Source organism: Terrihabitans soli, assembly GCF_014191545.1.
In the GTDB taxonomy this organism is placed as follows: domain Bacteria; phylum Pseudomonadota; class Alphaproteobacteria; order Rhizobiales; family Methylopilaceae; genus Flaviflagellibacter; species Flaviflagellibacter soli.
Window position 1 is genome coordinate 2,182,653 of the sequence record NZ_AP023361.1, and the last position, 18,658, is coordinate 2,201,310.

Annotated in this window: 16 protein-coding genes; 10 read left to right on the top strand and 6 right to left on the bottom strand. The window is 62.9% G+C overall.

What is annotated here, in order from left to right; genetic code table 11:
- Positions 1-54 precede the first annotated feature (54 nt).
- Complete coding sequence (locus tag IZ6_RS11265; protein WP_222875149.1) at positions 55-1,584, bottom strand: amino acid permease; 1,530 nt, start codon at positions 1,582-1,584, stop codon at positions 55-57.
- 192 nt (positions 1,585-1,776) lie between these two features.
- Between IZ6_RS11265 and IZ6_RS11270 the strand changes: the two genes are divergently transcribed.
- On the top strand, positions 1,777-2,658 hold the full coding sequence (locus tag IZ6_RS11270) for a MurR/RpiR family transcriptional regulator (RefSeq protein WP_222875150.1): 882 nt from the start codon (positions 1,777-1,779) through the stop codon (positions 2,656-2,658).
- Between the two features lie 8 nt (positions 2,659-2,666).
- Here the strand turns inward: IZ6_RS11270 and IZ6_RS11275 are convergent, their stop codons facing one another.
- From IZ6_RS11275 to IZ6_RS11295, 5 genes are read right to left on the bottom strand one after another with little or no spacing between them, the layout of a single operon-like run.
- Positions 2,667-3,767, bottom strand: a complete 1,101-nt coding sequence (locus IZ6_RS11275; RefSeq protein ID WP_222875151.1) for a DUF1513 domain-containing protein — start codon at positions 3,765-3,767, stop codon at positions 2,667-2,669.
- Positions 3,767-4,819 (bottom strand): imelysin family protein, encoded by a 1,053-nt coding sequence (locus IZ6_RS11280; protein ID WP_222875152.1) that lies wholly within the window; start codon positions 4,817-4,819, stop codon positions 3,767-3,769. The genes IZ6_RS11275 and IZ6_RS11280 overlap by 1 nt, the downstream gene beginning before the upstream one ends.
- On the bottom strand, positions 4,819-5,985 hold the full coding sequence (locus IZ6_RS11285; protein ID WP_222875153.1) for a di-heme oxidoredictase family protein: 1,167 nt from the start codon (positions 5,983-5,985) through the stop codon (positions 4,819-4,821). The genes IZ6_RS11280 and IZ6_RS11285 overlap by 1 nt, the downstream gene beginning before the upstream one ends.
- Entirely contained in the window at positions 5,985-7,436 is a 1,452-nt protein-coding gene (locus IZ6_RS11290) for a multicopper oxidase family protein (RefSeq protein WP_222875154.1), read from the bottom strand. Before IZ6_RS11290 ends, IZ6_RS11285 begins: the two co-directional genes overlap by 1 nt.
- A gap of 10 nt (positions 7,437-7,446) precedes the next feature.
- Entirely contained in the window at positions 7,447-8,712 is a 1,266-nt protein-coding gene (locus IZ6_RS11295; protein ID WP_222875155.1) for an imelysin family protein, read from the bottom strand.
- Positions 8,713-9,175: 463 nt separating this feature from the next.
- On the opposite strand from IZ6_RS11295, the gene urtA reads away from it, so the two are divergent.
- From urtA to ureC, 9 genes are all read left to right on the top strand, one after another.
- Positions 9,176-10,477 (top strand): urea ABC transporter substrate-binding protein, encoded by a 1,302-nt coding sequence (urtA, locus tag IZ6_RS11300; protein WP_222875156.1) that lies wholly within the window; start codon positions 9,176-9,178, stop codon positions 10,475-10,477.
- A gap of 91 nt (positions 10,478-10,568) precedes the next feature.
- Positions 10,569-12,182 (top strand): urea ABC transporter permease subunit UrtB, encoded by a 1,614-nt coding sequence (gene urtB / locus IZ6_RS11305; protein WP_222875157.1) that lies wholly within the window; start codon positions 10,569-10,571, stop codon positions 12,180-12,182.
- A gap of 174 nt (positions 12,183-12,356) precedes the next feature.
- Positions 12,357-13,493 carry an urea ABC transporter permease subunit UrtC gene (gene urtC / locus IZ6_RS11310; protein ID WP_222875158.1) on the top strand — a complete coding sequence of 379 codons (1,137 nt, stop codon included), beginning with the start codon at positions 12,357-12,359 and terminating at the stop codon, positions 13,491-13,493.
- Positions 13,494-13,498: 5 nt separating this feature from the next.
- Positions 13,499-14,275, top strand: a complete 777-nt coding sequence (gene urtD, locus IZ6_RS11315; RefSeq protein ID WP_222875159.1) for an urea ABC transporter ATP-binding protein UrtD — start codon at positions 13,499-13,501, stop codon at positions 14,273-14,275.
- 144 nt (positions 14,276-14,419) lie between these two features.
- Positions 14,420-15,115 carry an urea ABC transporter ATP-binding subunit UrtE gene (gene urtE, locus IZ6_RS11320; RefSeq protein ID WP_222875160.1) on the top strand — a complete coding sequence of 232 codons (696 nt, stop codon included), beginning with the start codon at positions 14,420-14,422 and terminating at the stop codon, positions 15,113-15,115.
- Positions 15,090-15,932, top strand: a complete 843-nt coding sequence (locus tag IZ6_RS11325) for an urease accessory protein UreD (RefSeq protein WP_222875161.1) — start codon at positions 15,090-15,092, stop codon at positions 15,930-15,932. The genes urtE and IZ6_RS11325 overlap by 26 nt, the downstream gene beginning before the upstream one ends.
- 14 nt (positions 15,933-15,946) lie before the next feature.
- On the top strand, positions 15,947-16,567 hold the full coding sequence (locus IZ6_RS11330) for an urease subunit gamma (RefSeq protein WP_222875162.1): 621 nt from the start codon (positions 15,947-15,949) through the stop codon (positions 16,565-16,567).
- Entirely contained in the window at positions 16,568-16,918 is a 351-nt protein-coding gene (locus IZ6_RS11335) for a GFA family protein (protein WP_222875163.1), read from the top strand.
- A gap of 10 nt (positions 16,919-16,928) precedes the next feature.
- Complete coding sequence (gene ureC / locus IZ6_RS11340) at positions 16,929-18,638, top strand: urease subunit alpha (protein WP_222875164.1); 1,710 nt, start codon at positions 16,929-16,931, stop codon at positions 18,636-18,638.
- Positions 18,639-18,658: the final 20 nt, after the last annotated feature.

Sequence of the window (18,658 nt, forward strand, 5' to 3'; positions counted from 1 at the left end):
AACGGAAAAGGCGGCCGGACGAGGGGGCGTCCGGCCGCCAAGAGTGGCACGCTTTTAGTGCGACTTGTAATCCGCCGTGCCACGGGAGAGCGCAAACTCCTCTTCCGGAGACAGGACGAGTTTGTTGCGTCCCACCGCCGCGAAGTACACGATCGCCACTGCAAACCAGACAAGAACCCACATCACGCCTTTGGTGAAGTTGGGATCCTGGACCTGGTAATAGAGCGTGACGATCGCGATCAGGATCGTCAGCACCGCGCCCAGAATACCGAGCGGGCTCTTATAGGGCCTCTCGATATGCGGGGCATTCTTGCGCAGCAGGATGTAGGAGATGCCCTGCGCGATGTAGGAGAGCATCGCACCGCAGACCGCCATGTTCAGCAGCACGCTGCCAATGAGCGCACCGCCCTCGGTCGCGCCGAGTGCGAACCAGATCGCGAACATGACCGCAAGACCGACGATCGAACCGACGATCATGGCGATATGCGGCGTCTTGAACTGCTTGTGCGTAACGGAGAGGCCGCGCGGGAAATAGCCCGCACGCGACAGCGAATAGATCTGCCGGCCCTGCGCATAGAGGATGGTGTGGAAGCTGGCGATGAGGCCCGTCAGAGCCACGATGCCGAGAACCACAACGCCGCTATCGCCGTAGATCGCCCGGAAGCCGTCGAGCAGAGGCTCGAGCGAGGTGCCGAGCTTGAACGCGCCGACATTGGCGACGGACGGGTTGAGCAGGACGATCATGAAGGCCGAAACGATCAGCGTGAACATGCCGAGCACGATGCCCTTGGGCATATCGCGCTTGGGATCGACCGATTCTTCCGCCGCCAGCGGCAGCTGTTCGATGGCAAGGAAGAGCCACACGGCGAAGGGCAGCGTTTTGAGAACGCCCTCAATGCCGAACGGGAAGAGCGGACCGCCGCCTTCCGGAAGCTCGACCGCAGCACCGTCCGGGCCGACGCCGATGTTCAGGGCCCAGCGCGAGAAGTCCATATAAGGAATGGCCGAGACCCAGAAGAAGACGAGCACGGCAAGCGAGATCAGCGTCACGATCATCGTGACCTTGAAGGAGAGCTCGAGGCCGAACACGTTGAGGCCGAGGAAGATCAGATAGAAGACCACCCAGACTACCGGCGAATAAACAGGATCCAGTCCGAAGATCGAGTTTACATAGGCGGTGATGAAGGTGACGACGACCGCCGGCGTAATGACATATTCGACGTTCTCACAAAGGCCTGTGAGGAAGCCGCCCCACGGGCCCATGGCCGTGCGGGCGAATGAGTAGGCCGCACCCGTGTGCGGCAGCGCGGCCGACATCTCGGCGATCGAGAAGGTCAGGCCGAGATACATGATGGCGATGATGATGCCGGCGACGAGAACGCCGCCCCACCCGCCCGTTCCGAAGCCGAAGTTCCAGCCGGAGAAATGGCCGGAGATGACCGCGCCCACACCGAGCGCCCAGAGCGAGGCGACGCCCGCATAGCGGACAAGGCCGCGTTGCGCGAAATAGCTGTCCCCCACAGTCTCATACGTCACGCCCGTACCGCCGGCTGCGGCGGTAGCGGCTTTTGCATTTTTAGCCATGGCTGTCTGTTCCCTTGTTTTAGGACCAGACATTCCATGAGCCCCCGGCCATGAAACCCGGTCCTCCCCGCAGGTCCGGCTCGAAGCCCGGATGCGGCGTGGAATGATCGTTCCAGAGAACGCTATAATGTGTCAACTTGGAAGTAACGCTCCACAAGTTAATAAGCGGAAACCGCTAGTTGAGACCGACCAATGCAGACCATCGATGAGCGCACCGCGCCCCCGGAAGGACCGATTTCCGAGCGGATCCAAAGCGTTCTGAGCACGCTCACAACCCAGGAGCGGCGCGCGGCGCTCTATCTGCGCGATCATTACCCTGTCGCCGGGCTCGAACCCCTGGCGCGCCTCGCCGATGCGTCGGGCGTCAGCGCGCAGACCGTGCTGAGGCTTGCCGGCAAGCTCGGCTTTGCCGGCTATCGCGAACTTCAGGAACATCTCAGATCGGAAATCTCGCAGGAGCGCTCATCCCCGCTCGGCCGCTGGGTGTCGCGCGAAATTCCGGGCGCCGAAGAAGACTGGCTGTCGGGGTTCGGCCAGCACATCGCCGACAATGTGCGCGCCGCCTTCTCTTTGATCGTGCGCGAGGATTTTGAAGCCGCCGCCCAGGCGCTCGCCGATAGGAAACGCCCGGCGCTCGCCATCGGCGGACGCTTTACGCAGTCGCTGTCGCGCTATCTCGTGCGCCATCTCGAAATCGTCCGCGGGGCGATTGAAGAAGTCGGCTCGATTTCCGCGACCTGGCCGGACCGCCTGATCGACGTCGACCGGCGCTCGGTGGTCATCGCCTACGATATCCGCCGCTATGCGCCGGACGTGGTGCGCTTTTGCGAGATCGCCGCGCAGCAGGGCGCGACGGTCATTCTCTTCACCGACAGCCGCGCCGCGCCGGCAAGCCGCTATGCGGCGATGACCTTTGTTGCGCCGACGGAAAGCGCCGGCGCCTGGGACTCGCTGTCGGCCCTCTTTGCGCTGACGGAAGCGATGATCGCACGCGTGACGGAACTCGAAGGCGGCTCGACGACCGAGCGTCTGGCGCGGCTCGAAAACATCCGCGCCCATATGCTGAAGGACTGACCGCTCCTTTAAGAGCGCAGAATTTCGGCGTGGTTGTCCCACATATAAGAATCGAGATCGGAGCCCGAGACGCGGGCGAGATCATGGCTCTCGGCTGTCGCCAGCCGCATCCCGGCATTGCCGGAGGTCACAAGGAAGACGCCGCTTTCCGGCGCCGCCGCCACGCCGCAGACATCGGGCAGCGGCGCAAGGCCGAGATATTTTTCCGTCTCGCGATCCCAGAACGCCGCCATGCCGCCGCGCGGCGAGGTCGCGGCGATGAGGCGCCCTCCTCCGTCGAGCGCAACCGAGCCGACATAATTGTCGAGCCGCGCCAGATCCTCGTCCGGCATTTCGAGCATGCGGGCGCGCCCGTCTTTCGAAATGAGACCGACAAGCTGCGGCATGTCCTCGCCCTCGAACTGGCAGGCGAAGGCCGCCTCGCCGTCCGGCGCCATAGCGAGATGGCGGATGGAAAGCCCGCTGAGCTCTTTTCCGAACTCCGTCTTGTTCTTCACCTCGCCGGTGCGCGGATCAATGAGCGCCAGCGACGGCTCCATCCTGCCGGCGTTCATGATCTCGCGGCCGTTGGCCGGATCGGTGCGGATGCCGCCATTGGCGATGAGCAAAAACTCGCTGCCCGGCACGAAGGCCAAGTCATGAGGTCCGATGCCGTGCGTCGGCTGTTCGCCGACGCGGCTATAGCCCGCGCCCACATCGTAGACGCCGAGCACGCCTTTTCCGTTGGCGATGTCGTTTTCGGTCGCGTACAGCAGCCGGCCGTCGCGCGAATAGATGCCATGGCCGTAGAAATGACGGCCTTCCGGACTGCGGATCAGAGTGCGCACATTGCCCGAGGACCGATCGACCACCGCCGCCCAATCGCCGGGACGGCGGGCGAAGACGACGAGATCGTTCGAGGCCGGGCTGAGCGTAATGTCGTGGCCGCGGTCCGGCAGCGCCGTCGAGAACATGACGCCGCCCTCGGCCGAGAACACCGCAACGCGGTTGACGCCCTTGGCGTCCGTGCAGCTCGACACATAAAGACGCTCATCGGCCGCGGACGCGAAAGCCGGCGCGACGAATGAGCCGGCGAGCGCGAGAAGGAAACTCCGCCGGTCGATCCGCATCAATCGCCATCCAGGCTGTTGAAGCCGAGCGTGATGCCGAGCGCGGGCGGCACATAAGTGCCCGACAGATCGCGGGCGCCGCGCACCGCATCGCGTAAAAGAAAGATGTTCCGGCGCTGCACTTGATCCGTCACCATTTCCGACAAAGGCAGAGGCAGATTGTCGGCCAGGCGCTGCGCGGTCTCGATCACGGCAACGACATTCGTGCCTTCATCGCCGGGACCGAGAATGATCCAGGACAGATCGGCGGCGGACTGAAGATTGAGCGCCAGCGTCTGGCTCGACAGACCGCTGCGCCACCATTGCGCCGATTTCGGTTTGGATTCCGCCGGCGTTTTGCCCATCGGGGCATCGAGCTTCAGATCGCCGGTGACCTGATAGATGGTCAGAAGATCGGTCGCAAAGCGCGTCACCGCCTCGCGCGGAATTGTCGAGCCCGCGACCTTCATCTGCTCTTTCACCGCCGGCCAGGCGCCGACGATATCCTTGGCGATGTTTTCGAGATTGCCGGCGATGGCAAGGCCAGCCGCGCAGCGGCGTTTGCCGCCGGCGCCCTTTGCCAGCAGCGAAGCGCGGTTGTCGTTGTCGTAGAGAAGACGCTCCAGCGCCGACAGCCCCTGCACGGCAACGCTCTTGGCGCGCATGCCTTCGGGCGTCAGCACATCGTTTTCCGATAACAGCTTCTGCAGCCCGCGCTGCACATCGTTTTTCCGCTCGGGCCAATAGGCGATGCGCTCATAGCGGAAATCCTCGGACACCGGGCCGTAGCGCAAAATCTCGACGCCCGACCAGGCGTTCACCGCTTCGACGAATTGCAGCGTCAGCTGATTGAAATTGTCCTCGCTCGGATCGGCCGCGCAGAATGTCGTCCAGGCTTCGCGCTGCGCTTGCGCACGCGTCAAAAGCGCCGCGTAACGCGGCTCGGCAAATTCCTCGATCACGCGCAGCGCCACTGCGGGATAGTCCACATTGGTGCGCACGGTGATGTTTTCCTGCGCCGCAAGCGGCGTCAGGGAGAGGAGGAAGAAAAGGGGGGCAAGCAGGCGGGACATCAGAGGCCTTCGACATAGCGCAAAAGCGCCGCCTGGTCCTCAGGCGGCAGTTCACCAAAACGCGAGCGGGCCTGCGCCCCTTCGCCGCCGTGCAGGGCGACCGCATCGGCAACACTCGCGGCCCTGCCGTCATGCAGAAGCCCCGCCTTGGCGGAAAGCGCCCGCGACAATCCCCATAACGGCGCGGTGCGCCATTCGGTTGCGGCAACGCCGGGCTCGGTCGCCCCGCCGTCGAGTTCCGCGCCGAGATCGTGCAGCAGAAGATCGGTATGCGGGGCGATCGTGCCGTTCATGACGGGAAGAGACGGCGTGTGGCAGGAGGCGCAGCCGGTCGAGGCAAACAGTCGGGCACCTTTCGGATCGGTCGATACCGGCGCGGGCGGCGGCACCGCGGAAAGATAATCGGCGATCATGGCGACAAGGTCGTGGCGGATTTCCGGATCGTCCACCGTGCCGCCATGCGGCGCGTTGCGGCAGATATCGGTAAGGCAGTCCCCTTCCCGCGCCGTCAGAAGTTTCGACGACATTCCAAGATCGAGCGAGAAGGCCACCTCGCTCTGCTCGATGAGATTTGCGCCGGAGGCCTTGAGGCCGAAGCGGCCGAGACGTTTCTCGCCGTTCTTATCCGTGATCCAATTCACGCGGCCGGAAATGCCGTCGCCGTCTTTATCGTCGGGATCGGCTTTGGCGAGGATCGCTTCGTCCGGAACCTCCGTGAGACGCCCGAGCCCGCGCAAAGCGGGCGCCGAACGAATGCCGCTGCGCGTTGACGGCGCCAACGGACCCGCATTCAGATCTTGCGCAAGGCTGGCGACGAGACGCCCTTCCGGCACAAAGCCGGGCGCCGCCGAGGTCTGCAATTGCAATCCATAGACCGGGTCGCCCGCGCCCTGCGCGTCGCTGAGTTTCAGCACCATGCCCTGATGGGTGAACTCGCCCTTCTCGTCCTTTGCCGACGGCGAACGATCGAGCCCGACATGGCAGGCCGAACAGGCGCGCGCATTGAACAGCGGGCCGAGCCCGTCATTCGCCAGCGTCGAAGACGGCGCGGGAACCCAGGCGCGCTCAAAGAGTGCCTTGCCGATGGCGCGCGACAGATCGCCCCCGGCGGCAAACGCGCCGGATGCGATGAGTACCGCTGCTGTGGCAAGGAACAGCCGTTTCATTACGCAACCCTGAGCCAGCCCATCATACCGTTTTCCTGGTGCTCCAGGATATGGCAGTGGAACATCCAGTCGCCTTTGGCCGCAACGAAAGCAATTTCAATACGTTCCTTGGGCTGGACGACCACGGTATCGGCCAGAAAGCGCGGCAGGTCCTGCCGCGAGGCGGACACAACCTCGAAGGTGTGGCCGTGCAGATGGATCGGGTGCGGATGGGGCGTGCCGTTCATCAACTCGAAAATGTAGGTACGTCCGTCCTGGAGAAGCGCCAGCGGCGGCGGCAATTTTTGATGCCCGCCCGTCGGCCATTGCGCCTTGTTGATCGCCCAGAAGCCGCGCTGGCCGGTGCAGAGACTGTCCATCAGCTCTTTGGCCAGGGGATTATCCGCGGGGATGCCGGTGTCGATCGAGGCGGCGGCACCTGCCGCGGCACTGAAGCGAAAGGTGATGCGCTCGGCATCGGCGAGATCGGGTTTCGGGATATGCGGCGCATAGAGAGGCCGCGGCACGAAATCAGATGACGGGGCGCCTCCACCTTGCGCCGTGAAATTCGCAAGCGCCCAGGGCTTCGATGAGAAGTAATCGCGCACGGTGAAGCTTTTGCCCGCCTCGGGCGTGCGGATTTGGAGATCGACACGCATCGCGGCGCCCATGCGCCAGGTGTGCAGCGGGAACGGCTCGATGGGATTGCCGTCGGTCGCGATCACAAACGCATCGGCGCCCTCGACGCCGAGATCGATCATGCGCGTCGGATCGAGATTTAGAACGCGCACGCGGATATCTTTTCCCGCGGGAACGGTCTGCGCAAAACTCTCCTGGCCGTTGACGGTGCGCACCGTCCCGAAGCTTCCGGCGCGCCCTGCTCCCTCCTCGGTATAGAACGGCAGAAACGCGCCGTTCTCGGCGAGGCGCCAGTCCTTCAGTGCCAGCACATATTCATCGTCGAACGTTTTGGGTTCATCGCCCTCGACGAGCAGGATGCCCGCAAGGCCGCGGCCGATCTGGCTGACACCGTTGCAATGCGAATGGAAGAAAAACGTACCCGTGTCCGGCGGCGTAAATTCGTAAGTGAAGTCCTCACCGGGCTTCACCGGAGGCTGGGTGACATATTGCACCCCGTCCATACGGTTCGGCACGCGGATGCCGTGCCAGTGAATACTCGTGTGTTCGGACAGACGATTTTTCAGATGGGCGCGCACCGTATCGCCACGCTTGACGCGGACGATCGGAAACAGCTCGTTGTTGTAGAGCCAGAAGCCGGCGTCCTTTGCGGCTTTGCCGATCACCCCGCCTTTGTGTTCGGCGGCGAGAAGCTCGAATTCACGCAAAACGCCGCCGGAGACCGGCGGCGCTTCGGGTAAAGCAATCGCGGCGCGGGCTTTCGAAACGGAATCGGCGAGGGCCAAGGCCCCCGCCGCTCCGAGCGAGCCCAGAAAGGCGCGCCGCGTCCACATGTTCAAAGGCTCACTTGACCGCGGACGGATTGTCCAGGCTGTCCGAACCTTCGATTTCGATCTTGAGGCCGAGCGCGGCAACGAGCGCTTCAACGGCGCGGGCCTGGCCGACAAGGCCATCCACCACGTCCTGAACCACTTTGTTACCTTCCGCATTGCCCTCGCCGATCATCTGGTCATAGGCCTCCTTGCCGCTGTCGGCACGCTTCTTCAGCGTGGTCAGCGCGGCGTCGGCCTTGGCAAAAGCCGCCTCGACGGCCGCAGCCTCCTTCGGCGCCTTTTCCTTGGCATAGGCGGCAAGGCTCGCGCCTTCCGTCACTTTGCCGTCGGTGGCTTTATAGCTGCCTTTGTAGATCGCGATCATCCCCTGCTCGTCGTAGAAATGCGAGTTGTGGGTGTTGTCCGAGAAGCAGTCATGCTCCTCTTCCGGATCGTGCAGGATGAGGCCGAGCTTGATGCGCTCGCCGGCGAGTTCGCCGTAAGAGAGCGAGCCGATGCCGGTGAGGATCGTCGCAAGGCCTTCATTGGCCTCCTTGCCGGTGACGTCCTTACGCGCTTCGCCGTCCTTGCCCCAGGACGCGGACATATCTTCGAGGTCTTTCACCAGAAGATCGGTCGCGGCCTTCAGATAGTCGCGGCGGCGGTCGCAATTGCCGTTGGTGCAGTTGGCCGTGTCGTAATCGCTGGCCTTGCGGTCGCCGGCGCCCTTGTCGGTGCCGTTGAGATCCTGGCCCCAAAGCAGAAATTCGATAGCGTGATAGCCGATCGCAACGTTCGATTCGACGCCGCCGGCTTCCTGCAGGCTGTCGATCAGCTCGACATTGATCTTCGAGGCGTCGACCTTGTCCTTGCCGACCTGGATTTCCTTGTTGGCGATGACGTTCGCCACATAGGCCGGATTCTCGTCCGACGAGTCGCCATAGGATTTGTCGACATAGTCGATGAGGCCTTCATCGAGCGGCCAGGCGTTGACGCGGCCTTCCCAATCGTCGACGGCGGCATTGCCGAAGCGGTAGCCCTCGCTCTGCTGATAGGGAACGCGCGCCGCCTTCCAGGCAGTGCGGGCGGCCTTCAGCGTGTCTTCCGTCGGCTTGGCGAGGAAGGCGTCGATGGCGGTCTGCAGCTTCTTCGCGGTGTTGAGGCTGTCCGTGTAGATGGCCTCGGCCACATCGGCATAGGTCGCAACCACAGCCTCGGGCTTGGTGGCGGCCAAGGACGGCGCAGCCAGAGCGGCCGTCAGGGCGGCCGCCGAAATCATCGTGCGAAAGAAATTCATTGAGGGTCTCCGTTGCCGCGCGCGGCTCAAATCGGCTGCGCGGCGCGCCGAATCCGGCGTTCTGTCCCCGCAGTCGATGCAGGGAAAACCCCATAGTAGAAATGAAGTCAAATGAACTTCGCATGTTTTGAATTGGAATAATTCCAATCACGTAAGTACACGGCATGTATTGGAGGAATTCAAAACCGTTCACTTCTTCACGACAACGCTCCAAGTACTTGAATGCGTAGATGATACGTAGACGGCGCGCCGCACCGCCTTGTTTTTGCTCATTTCTTGAGCAGAAGCCGTTTATTGCTCAGAAGTTAATCGTCCCTAGATCGCAAAACTTTTCCGCACAACGGGAAGGAGTCTGTTTTCGGCCAAGGGAATCAAGGCGTCCCGCCCATGGCACGCGGCTTGCTGACCTTTCCCGCCGTAGGGGGCTGTCCGCAGCCGGCCTAGGACAGAACGGAGAGGCTTAATGAATATCTTTGCAAATATGGCCCGCTCGGCGAGCTTGCTCGCAGCGACGGCCCTGGTCGCCGGCGGAATTTCCGCCGCGCAGGCCGAGGAAACGATCAAGGTTGGCGTGCTGCACTCGCTGTCCGGCACGATGGCGATTTCGGAAACCACGCTGAAAGACACGGTTCTGTTCATGATCGATGAGCAGAACAAGAAGGGCGGCGTTCTCGGCAAGAAGCTCGAAGCCGTCGTCGTCGATCCGGCCTCCAACTGGCCGCTGTTCGCCGAAAAGGCGAAGGAACTCATCGCGCAGAACAAGGTCTCGGTCGTGTTCGGCTGCTGGACCTCGGTGTCGCGCAAATCCGTGCTCCCGGTTTTCAAGGAGCTCAACTCCATTCTCTTCTACCCCGTGCAGTACGAGGGTGAAGAATCCGAGCGCAACGTGTTCTACACGGGTGCCGCTCCGAACCAGCAGGCCATTCCGGCCGTCGATTACCTGATGTCGAAGGACGGCGGCGAAGTGAAGCGCTGGGTCCTCGCCGGCACCGACTACGTCTATCCGCGCACGACGAACAAGATCCTTGAGGCTTATCTGAAGTCCAAGGGCGTCGCTGCGGAAGACATCATGATCAACTACACGCCGTTCGGTCACTCCGACTGGCAGACGATCGTCTCCGACATCAAAAAGTTCGGCTCGGCCGGCAAGAAGACCGCCGTCGTGTCGACCATCAACGGCGACGCCAACGTTCCCTTCTATAAGGAACTCGGCTCGCAGGGCGTGAAGGCCACCGACATCCCGGTCGTCGCGTTCTCGGTCGGCGAAGAAGAACTCGCCGGCATCGACACCAAGCCGCTGCTCGGCCATCTGGCCGCCTGGAACTACTTCCAGTCCGTTGAAGACCCGGCGAACGCCGAGTTCATCAAGAAGTGGCAGGCGTTCACGAAGAACCCGAAGCGCGTGACGAACGACCCGATGGAAGCCACCGTCATCGGCTTCAACGCCTGGGTTAAGGCCGTCGAGAAGGCCGGCACGGTCGATGTCGACAAGGTCATCGACACTCTGCCGGGCATCGAAGTGCCGAACCTGACGGGCGGCATCTCGAAGGTTCTGCCGAACCATCACATCACCAAGCCGGTGCTCATCGGCGAGATCAAGGATGACGGCCAGTTCGACATCGTCTGGAAGACCGACGGTCTCGTCCCGGGCGACGCCTGGACCGACTTTCTCGAAGGTTCGAAGGATCTCGACTCCGACTGGGTCACGCTCAAGTGCGGTAACTACAACACCAAGACGAAGAAGTGTGGCGGTCAGGCCTCGTAACCTCCCAAGCGAACTGACGCCAAGTACCGGGGAGGCGGCGTGCGGGCCGCCTCCCCCTTTTCAACCAAGGACCTATAGGCGCGCTGGGGCTATGACATTCGCTTATTACCGTCGGCTCGCGCTGGCCCTCTGTCTTGGATTTCTCATTTTCGCACCGCTTTCCGCGGCGCATGCCGATCCGGTCGATGACGCTCTGGCGCTCTTCGCCACCGACAGTTTCAACGACACCGCCAGCGCCATCGACGCCATCGGCAAGTCCGGCGCATCAAACAGCGCGGCGATCGTCACGGCCCTTGCCGGCGGCAAACTGTTCTTCGATCCGGCGACGAAGACCGTCTATTACCGCGACGCCGCGGGTAAACTCATCGACGCCAAGACGGCGGCGGAAGTTGCTGCGGAACCCGCGGGCCTCAAAACTGTGCGTCTCAACAACAGGCTGCGCACTCTGGTCGCCGCCGCCGCCGGCTCGCTCGATATTCTCTCCGACGATCCGGCCAAGCGCCGCTCGGCGGCCAACGCCGTCTTCAAATCGCGTGACGCGACCGCCCTCGCCGCCGTCGATACCGCGCTCGCCAAGGAAACGAACAACGGCGTGAAGGAAGCGCTCGAACAGGCGCGCGCCGCGATCATCGTCACCTTTGCCGGTGCGTCCGAAGCGGACAAGATCAAGGCCATCAATACGATCGCCGGTCGCGGCGACGGCGATGCGGCCGCACTTCTGCGCTCCCTCCCCGCGGACATTCCCGAAGCCGTGAAGACCGCCGCGGCCGATGCGCTCTCCGATATCGAAATCAAGCAGGCCGCCTGGGCCGCCGGTCAGAACATCGTCTACGGCATTTCGCTCGGCTCGGTGCTGCTGCTCGCCGCCGTCGGCCTTGCCATCACCTTCGGCCAGATGGGCGTCATCAACATGGCGCATGGCGAAATGGTGATGATCGGCGCTTATGTCACTTTCGTCGTGCAGGATGTCATCCGCACCTCGGCGCCCGGCCTTTTCGACTATTCGCTGCTGATCGCCATTCCGATGGCCTTCCTTGTGTCGGGCGCTGTCGGCATCGCCATCGAGCGCAGCGTCATCCGCTTCCTCTACGGCCGCCCGCTCGAAACCCTGCTCGCCACCTGGGGCATTTCGCTGATCCTCATTCAGGCGATCCGCTCGATCTTCGGCCCGACCAATCGCGAAGTCGGCGCGCCGAGCTGGCTCTCCGGCTCGCTCGATCTCGGCGGTCTGTCCCTCACCTATAACCGCATCGCCATCGTCATCTTCGCGCTGCTCGTCTTCTTCGCGCTGCTGCTCGTTCTGAAAAAGACGGCGCTCGGCCTGCAGGTCCGCGCCGTCACGCAGAACCGCCGCATGGCCGCCGCCATGGGCATCCGCACTGACTGGATCGACGCCATGACCTTCGGCCTCGGCTCGGGCGTTGCCGGCATGGCCGGCGTCGCGCTCAGCCAGATCGACAACGTCTCGCCCAATCTCGGCCAAGGCTACATCATCGACAGTTTCATGGTCGTCGTGTTCGGGGGCGTCGGCAATCTCTGGGGCACGCTTGTCGGCGCCATGACGCTCGGCATCGCCAATAAATTCCTCGAACCTTATGCGGGCGCCGTGCTCGGAAAAATCCTTCTGCTCGTCGCCATCATCCTGTTCATCCAGAAGCGTCCGCGCGGCCTGTTTGCGCTCAAGGGCCGGGCGGTGGAAGCATGATGAGGCATTCTCCTTCACCTCTCCCCGTGAACGGGGAGAGGTCGGCACGTAAGTGCCGGGTGAGGGGCAGCGGCATTCGCGCTGGCTCTCACAATTCCCCCTCACCCCACCCCTCTCCCCGCCAGCGGGGAGAGGGAGCGCGCAGCGCTTCATAACGGGCGCGGAGGTTTGCTCATGATCCTCCGTCATATCGACCGCGCCGGCTGGGTGTTTCTCGGCATGGTGATCACGGCGGGGCTGCTGATCCCTGCCCTCAATCTCTTCGTCCCGGCCGACAATTTCTTCCATGTGCCGGACTATCTCGTGCCGCTGCTCGGCAAATATCTCTGCTTTGCGCTGCTGGCGATCTCGATCGATCTTATCTGGGGCTATGCCGGCATCCTGTCGCTCGGGCACGGCGCGTTCTTCGCGCTCGGCGGCTATGCCATGGGTATGTACCTCATGCGCCAGATCGGCACGCGCGGCGTCTATGCCGATCCGATCCTGCCGGATTTCATGGTGTTCCTGAACTATAAGGAACTGCCCTGGTTCTGGTACGGCTTCGATATGTTCTGGTTCGCCATGATCATGGTGATCCTCGTGCCGGCGATCCTGGCTTTCGTCTTCGGCTGGTTCGCCTTCCGCTCGCGCGTCACCGGCGTTTATCTGTCGATCATCACGCAGGCCATGGTGTTTGCGCTGATGCTGGCCTTCTTCCGCAACGATATGGGCCTTGGCGGCAATAACGGCTTCACCGATTTCAAGGACATTGTCGGTTTCAACATTCAGGCGGCCGAAACACGCGCCGTTCTGTTCTTCCTGTCGGCGATGGCGCTGGCCGGCGGCTATATCCTCTGCCGCTGGATCGTCACCTCGAAATTCGGCAAGGTTCTGGTCGCGATCCGCGATGCGGAAAGCCGCACGCGCTTCATCGGCTACCGCGTCGAGAACTATAAACTCGTCGTCTTCGTGCTGTCGGCGGTGATCGCCGGCATTGCCGGGGCGCTCTATACGCCGCAGGTCGGCATCATCAACCCGTCGGAGTTTGCGCCCGCCAACTCCATCGAAATGGTGATCTGGGTCGCTGTCGGCGGACGCGGCACTCTGGTCGGCGCGGCGCTCGGCGCGCTCGTCGTCAACGCCGGAAAAACCTGGTTCACAGGCGCACTGCCGGATCTGTGGCTCTTTGCCCTCGGCGGCCTCTTCGTCTTCGTCACTCTGTTCCTGCCCAAAGGCATTCTCGGCACGTTGTCGACGGGATGGGAAAAGGCGCAGCGCCGCTTCCGTTCCGACGGCTCGGTGCCGAACGGCGTGCCGAGCGCGGCGGAGTAAGACACATGAACCAGCTCGTCCACTCCGGCACCGTCCCCACCCTCACCCCGACGCTGCTTTATCTCGACGACATCACCGTCTCTTTCGACGGCTTCCGCGCCCTGAACTCGCTGTCGCTGTCGATCGACGAAGCGGAGATGCGCGCCATCATCGGCCCGAACGGCGCCGGCAAGACGACGATGATGGACGTCATCACCGGCAAGACGCGCCCCAATCAGGGCACCGCGCTCTTTGCCGGAACGCATGATCTGACGGCGCTCGATGAAGCCGCCATCGCCCAGCTCGGCATCGGCCGCAAATTCCAGACGCCGACCGTGTTCGAAATGCACTCGGTCGAAGACAATATCCTGCTGTCGCTGAAAGCCGACCGCAAAAGCTTCCCCACCCTCTTCTCGCGCCGCACGCCGTTGGAGAAAGAGCGGATCGATGCTTTGCTCGAGCGCATCCGGCTGAAGGATCACCGCAAGCGCAAGGCGTCCGAACTCAGCCACGGCCAGAAACAATGGCTCGAGATCGGCATGCTGCTCGCGCAGGAACCGCGCGTTCTTCTCGTCGACGAACCGGCCGCCGGCATGACCGATCAGGAAACCGCCGACACCGCCGATCTTCTGCGCGAGATCGCCAAGACGCGCTCCGTCATCGTCGTCGAGCACGACATGGTGTTCGTCAAAGATCTCGGCGTGAAGGTCACCTGCCTGCACGAAGGTTCGGTTCTCGCCGAAGGCTCGCTCGATCAGGTCTCGGCCGATGAGCGCGTCATCGAAGTTTATCTGGGGAGGTGATGAGCGTGGCGACACACACTCCCCTCATGGTGAGGAGCGATGCGCAGCATCGCGTCTCGAACCATGGGCCACGCATTCGGAATATGTCGCCCATCCTTCGAGACGGCGCTTCGCGCCTCCTCAGGATGAGGTTGGGGAATTGATATGCTGAACGTCGAAAACCTCTCGCTCCATTACGGCGCCGCCCAGGCGCTGCGCGGTGTTTCGCTGACGGCCAAGCCCGGCGAAGTGACCTGCGTGCTCGGCCGCAACGGCGTCGGCAAGACCTCGCTGATGCGCGCCATTGTCGGCCATCGCGCGATCTCCGGCGGCAAGATCGGTTTCGGCGAAACCGACCTCACACCGCTGCGCACCTTTCAGCGCGCCAAGCTCGGCGTCGCTTACGTGCCGCAGGGCCGCGAGATCTTCCCGCTGCTCACGGTGCGCGAGAATCTCGAGACCGGTTACGCGCCCCTGCCGCGCGGCCAGAAGAACATCCCCGACGAGATTTTCGAACTCTTCCCGGTGCTGAAAAGCATGCTCCACCGCCGCGGCGGCGATCTTTCGGGCGGCCAGCAGCAGCAGCTCGCCATCGGCCGCGCCCTCGTCACCCGCCCTAAACTCCTCGTCCTCGACGAGCCGACCGAGGGCATTCAGCCCTCGATCATCAAGGATATCGGCCGGGCGATCACCTACTTGCGCAACAGGGGCGACATGGCGATTGTCCTCGTCGAACAATATTTCGATTTCGCCAAAGAGCTTGCCGACCGCTTCATCGTCATGGAGCGCGGCGAAGTGGTCGAAGCCGGCGACAAGAAAGCCCTCGAAGGGGACGATGTACGCAACCGCTTGGTCTTCTGACGGCTTCAGTGCCCCGCGGCGCCAGCGCGCCCACGGCCAGTTGTCGTTCGAGGTTGCGGTATCCGACGGACGGACACGGCCCGTCCGCATCGGCGAAAGCGGCCCGTCGCGCATCCGCCTGCCCAATGTCGAAACGCCCTGCCTCGAAGCCGTGATGATGAACACCGGTGGCGGCATCGCCTGCGGCGACCGCTTCGATGTCTCGATCCTGGCCACCGAAGGCTCCGAACTCGTGATGACGACACCGGCCGCCGAGCGCTGCTACCGCTCGGACGGGGCTGTCGCCGCGGTCGATGTCGATCTTCGGGTCGCCTCCGGCGCGAGCCTCGCCTGGCTGCCGCAGGAAACGCTTCTCTACAATGAAGGCCGGCTGCGCCGCCGCCTCAGCGCCGAGATCGCCGAAGACGCAAAGCTCATGATGTTCGAATGCGCCGTCTTCGGCCGCACCGCCCACCGCGAAACGGTCGAGACGGGCCTGTTCGAAGACCGCTGGCGCATCAGCCGGGCCGGCCGCCTCGTCTATGCCGACACGCTCCGCCTCGATGGGCCGATCCAGTCTCTGCTCGACCGGCCGTCCGTGGCGAAGGGGTCTCGCGCGATCGCGACCTTTCTCTATGTCGCCCCCGATGCCGAGAGCCGGATCGACGAAGCACGTGAGCTGTTGGCAGGTGCCCCCTGCGACGCCGCCGCCAGTGCCTGGAACGGCGTCCTCGCGATACGATTTCTGGCGCCTGAGATTGCCGCTCTGCGCCGCGCGGCGATAGACTTCATCACCGCGTTCCGGGGCACGCCCCTGCCCCGGGTCTGGCATAGCTGAGAAGGGTTTAGCGGATGAACCTCACACCGCGAGAAAAAGATAAACTGCTCATCGCCATGGCGGCGGAAGTGGCGCGCAAGCGCCTGTCGCGCGGGGTGAAGCTGAACCATCCGGAAGCCGTCGCCCTCATTACGGACTTTGTCGTCGAAGGCGCGCGCGACGGACGCAGCGTCGCCGAACTGATGGAAGCCGGCGCGCATGTCATCACCACCGATCAGGTGATGGAGGGCATCTCCGAGATGATCCACGATATCCAGGTGGAGGCCACCTTCCCCGACGGCACGAAGCTCGTCACCGTCCATCACCCGATCCGCGGCGCGGCGTCCAAAGAAGTGCCGGGCAAGGTCACCGCCGCTCCGGGCGAGATTTCCTTCAACGAGGGCGCCAAACGCATCACCGTCACCGTCGCCAATACCGGCGACCGGCCGATCCAGATCGGCAGCCATTATCATTTCTTCGAAACCAATGCGGCGCTCGAATTCGAGCGCGACAAGGCGCGCGGCATGCGCCTCGATATTGCGCCCGGCACGGCCGTGCGCTTTGAACCCGGTGCGGTCCGCGAGGTCACGCTCGTTCCGCTAACGGGCAAAAAGGAAGTTTACGGCTTCCGCGGAAACGTCATGGGGAAACTATAAATGCAGATGTTTTCAGGCGGCTGCCAGTGCGGCGCCGTGCGTTACCAGACCATCGCCGATCTGACGAACACGCTGACCTGTAATTGCTCGCGCTGTTCCAAGCTCGGAGTCATTTTGTCGTTCACGCCCGCGAGCGCCTTCAAGCTCGAAAAGGGCGAAGACAATCTGACCGAATACAGATTCAACAAGCATGTGATCTCGCATCTCTTCTGCAAGACCTGCGGCATCCAGAGCTTTGCGCGCGGCGTCGGGCCTGACGGCACGCCGACCATCGCGCTGAATGTCCGCTGCCTCGACAACGTCAATATCGAAGCCCTGCAGCCCAGGGCTTTCAACGGCGCCGCCGCATAGAAAGACTCCTATGGCCACTCTGCCTCGCCAAGCCTATGCCGACATGTTCGGGCCGACGACCGGCGACAAGGTCCGCCTTGCGGACACATCGCTGATCATCGAGATCGAAAAGGATTTCACCACTTATGGCGATGAGGTGAAATTCGGCGGCGGCAAGGTCATTCGCGACGGCATGGGACAGAGCCAGGTGACGAACGCCGACGGTGCGATGGACACCGTCATTACAAATGCCGTGGTGCTCGATCATTGGGGCATCGTCAAAGGCGATGTCGGGCTGAAAAACGGCCGCATCTTCAAGATCGGCAAAGCCGGCAATCCGGACGTTCAGCCCGGCGTCGACATCATTATCGGCCCCGGCACAGAAATCATCGCCGGGGAAGGCAAAATCCTCACCGCCGGCGGCTTCGACACGCATATCCATTTCATCTGCCCGCAGCAGATCGAAGAGGCTTTGATGTCGGGCGTCACCTCGATGCTCGGCGGCGGCACGGGACCTGCGACCGGAACCTTCGCCACGACCTGCACGCCCGGCCCCTGGCACATCGCCCGCATGATCGAAAGCGCCGATGCGTTTCCGATGAATCTCGGCTTTGCCGGCAAGGGCAATGCCTCGCTTCCCGGCGGGCTTGTCGAAATGGTGCTCGGCGGCGCCTGCGCGCTCAAACTCCACGAAGACTGGGGCACGACGCCCGCCGCCATCGATTGCTGTCTCACCGTCGCCGATGAGCACGATGTGCAGGTGATGATCCATTCGGACACGCTGAATGAATCGGGCTTTGTCGAAGACACGATTGCCGCTTTCAAAGGACGCACCATCCACGCCTTTCATACTGAGGGTGCGGGCGGCGGCCATGCGCCGGACATCATGAAGGTCGCGGGACTGTCCAACGTCCTGCCCTCCTCGACCAACCCGACACGGCCTTTCACCAAGAACACGCTCGATGAGCATCTCGACATGCTGATGGTCTGCCATCATCTGTCGCCGTCGATCCCGGAAGATCTGGCCTTCGCTGAAAGCCGCATCCGCAAAGAGACGATTGCCGCCGAAGACATTCTCCACGATATCGGCGCGCTCTCGATGATGTCGTCCGACAGCCAGGCCATGGGCCGTGTCGGCGAAGTCGTCATCCGCACCTGGCAGACGGCGTGCAAGATGAAGACGCAGCGCGGACGCCTGCCCGATGAGCGCGGCGATAACGACAATCTGCGCGTCCGGCGCTATGTCGCGAAATACACGATCAACCCCGCGATCGCGCACGGCGTCTCGCGCCATATCGGCTCGGTCGAGCCCGGCAAGCTGGCCGATCTTGTTTTGTGGACGCCGGCTTTCTTCGGCGTGAAGCCCGATCTCGTCATCAAGGGCGGTGCGATTGCGGCAGCTCCCATGGGCGATCCCAACGCCTCGATCCCGACGCCGCAGCCGGTGCATTACCGCCCGCAGTTCGGCGCCTACGGCAAAGCCGTCACCTCAACATCGCTGACATTTGTCTCGAAATCCGCGTTGCAGAACGGCCTGCGCGACAAGCTCGGCGTGTCCAAACAGTTCGTCGCCGTCGAGAACACCCGCTCGGCCATCGGCAAAAAGAGCATGATCCTCAACGACGCCACGCCCGAGATCGAGATCGATCCCGAAACCTATGATGTGCGCGCCGATGGCGAGCTTCTCGTCTGCGAACCGGCCGAAAAACTGCCTATGGCACAGCGCTACTTCCTGTTCTGAAACCGGCACCTAGATATCGG

Coding starts and splice junctions, on each gene's coding strand:
- urtE (WP_222875160.1), top strand. CDS start 14,420: ATGCTGAACGTCGAAAACCTCTCGCTCCATTACGGCGCCGCCCAGGCG.
- ureC (WP_222875164.1), top strand. CDS start 16,929: ATGGCCACTCTGCCTCGCCAAGCCTATGCCGACATGTTCGGGCCGACG.
- IZ6_RS11270 (WP_222875150.1), top strand. CDS start 1,777: ATGCAGACCATCGATGAGCGCACCGCGCCCCCGGAAGGACCGATTTCC.
- IZ6_RS11275 (WP_222875151.1), bottom strand. CDS start 3,767: ATGCGGATCGACCGGCGGAGTTTCCTTCTCGCGCTCGCCGGCTCATTC.
- urtD (WP_222875159.1), top strand. CDS start 13,499: ATGAACCAGCTCGTCCACTCCGGCACCGTCCCCACCCTCACCCCGACG.
- IZ6_RS11285 (WP_222875153.1), bottom strand. CDS start 5,985: ATGAAACGGCTGTTCCTTGCCACAGCAGCGGTACTCATCGCATCCGGC.
- urtA (WP_222875156.1), top strand. CDS start 9,176: ATGAATATCTTTGCAAATATGGCCCGCTCGGCGAGCTTGCTCGCAGCG.
- IZ6_RS11265 (WP_222875149.1), bottom strand. CDS start 1,584: ATGGCTAAAAATGCAAAAGCCGCTACCGCCGCAGCCGGCGGTACGGGC.
- IZ6_RS11295 (WP_222875155.1), bottom strand. CDS start 8,712: ATGAATTTCTTTCGCACGATGATTTCGGCGGCCGCCCTGACGGCCGCT.
- IZ6_RS11290 (WP_222875154.1), bottom strand. CDS start 7,436: ATGTGGACGCGGCGCGCCTTTCTGGGCTCGCTCGGAGCGGCGGGGGCC.
- urtC (WP_222875158.1), top strand. CDS start 12,357: ATGATCCTCCGTCATATCGACCGCGCCGGCTGGGTGTTTCTCGGCATG.
- urtB (WP_222875157.1), top strand. CDS start 10,569: ATGACATTCGCTTATTACCGTCGGCTCGCGCTGGCCCTCTGTCTTGGA.
- IZ6_RS11325 (WP_222875161.1), top strand. CDS start 15,090: ATGTACGCAACCGCTTGGTCTTCTGACGGCTTCAGTGCCCCGCGGCGC.
- IZ6_RS11335 (WP_222875163.1), top strand. CDS start 16,568: ATGCAGATGTTTTCAGGCGGCTGCCAGTGCGGCGCCGTGCGTTACCAG.
- IZ6_RS11280 (WP_222875152.1), bottom strand. CDS start 4,819: ATGTCCCGCCTGCTTGCCCCCCTTTTCTTCCTCCTCTCCCTGACGCCG.
- IZ6_RS11330 (WP_222875162.1), top strand. CDS start 15,947: ATGAACCTCACACCGCGAGAAAAAGATAAACTGCTCATCGCCATGGCG.